Annotated in this window: 1 protein-coding gene; it reads left to right on the forward strand. The window is 68.0% G+C overall.

Features of this window, described 5'->3' with window-relative positions:
- Positions 1-1,233 (forward strand): IS30 family transposase (locus NUV38_RS17080; protein ID WP_257730259.1); only part of this gene is annotated, 1,233 nt, incomplete at its 5' end.
- Positions 1,234-1,269 lie beyond the last annotated feature (36 nt).

Raw genomic sequence — 1,269 nt, forward strand, 5'->3', positions numbered from 1 at the left:
GGCGGGGCCGCATCGTGGGTGCAACACCAGACTGGATGGGTGTTGATGATGATGGTTGCTGCTGGGTCGTTCTCGCCTCGGATGCTCGCGGGGATGCAGGTGCGGATGTGGGATGTGTGGTGCTCGGGTCAGGGCATGGACGTGGCGGCGGTGGCGGTAGGGGTCGATCGCAAGACGGTGTTCAACCGGATCGCTGAGGCTGGTGGAATCCGGCCGCGTCGGGTCCGGACGACGTCGTCGCGGTTGTCCTTTGAGGACCGAGTTCATGTCGAGGTCGCCCTGGCGCAGGGCCGTTCGATGCGTGCGATCGCAGCCGATCTGGGACGGGCGCCCTCGACGATCAGCCGCGAGATCGGTCGTGGCCGCGACGGGCGGGGTCGGTATCGGGCCAAACGGGCCCATGCGGTCGCGTTCGCTGCTGCGGCACGACCCCAGACGCGCAAGATCGACGCGAACCTGCGGCTGCGCCAGCGGGTGGTCGCTGACCTGACGGGGCGGCGGCGTTTGTCTCCGGAGCAGATCGCGGGACGATTGCGTCGAGACTTCCCCGACGAGCCGGAGATGTGGGTGCACCCCGAGACGATCTACCGCTGGATCTATCTGCAGCCCCGCGGCGAGCTCAAACGCGAAGTCACCGGCGCGCTGCGATCGGGCAGAGCGCGTCGAGTCCCGAACGCCCACGCTGCCCCCGACGGTCGCGGGCTGATCCCGGACATGGTCTCGATCCATGACCGGCCACCGGTGGACCTGCCCGACGGCACCCGAATCCCCGGACACTGGGAGGGCGACCTGATCATCGGGGCGAACAACGCCTCGGCGATCGCCACGATCGTCGAACGCGCCACCGGCTACCTGCTATTGCTGCACCTGCCCAACGGACGGGGCGTCGAGGAGGTCACCGCCGCGCTCATCGCCCGGCTACGTGAACTGCCCGAGCATCTGCGCAAGTCCCTGACCTGGGACCAGGGCAAAGAACTGGCCCACCACAAACAGGTCGCCGTCCAGGCCGGGATCGACGTCTACTTCGCCGACCCCCGCACCCCCTGGCACCGGCCCTCGAATGAGAACACCAACGGACTGCTGCGCCAGTACTTCCCCAAGGGCACCGACCTGTCAGTCCACACCGCCGCCGACCTCGCCGAGGTCGAAGCCGCGATGAACGCCCGACCCCGCAAACGCCTCGACTACGCTCAACCCGACGAACTCATGCCCCGACTCATCCTCGGCGCCTGAGACCAACCCGTTGCACCCACGACACGAATCCGCCCA

It is taken from the genome of Aeromicrobium sp. 50.2.37 (genome assembly GCF_024655735.1).
Taxonomy (GTDB): Bacteria; Actinomycetota; Actinomycetes; order Propionibacteriales; family Nocardioidaceae; genus Aeromicrobium.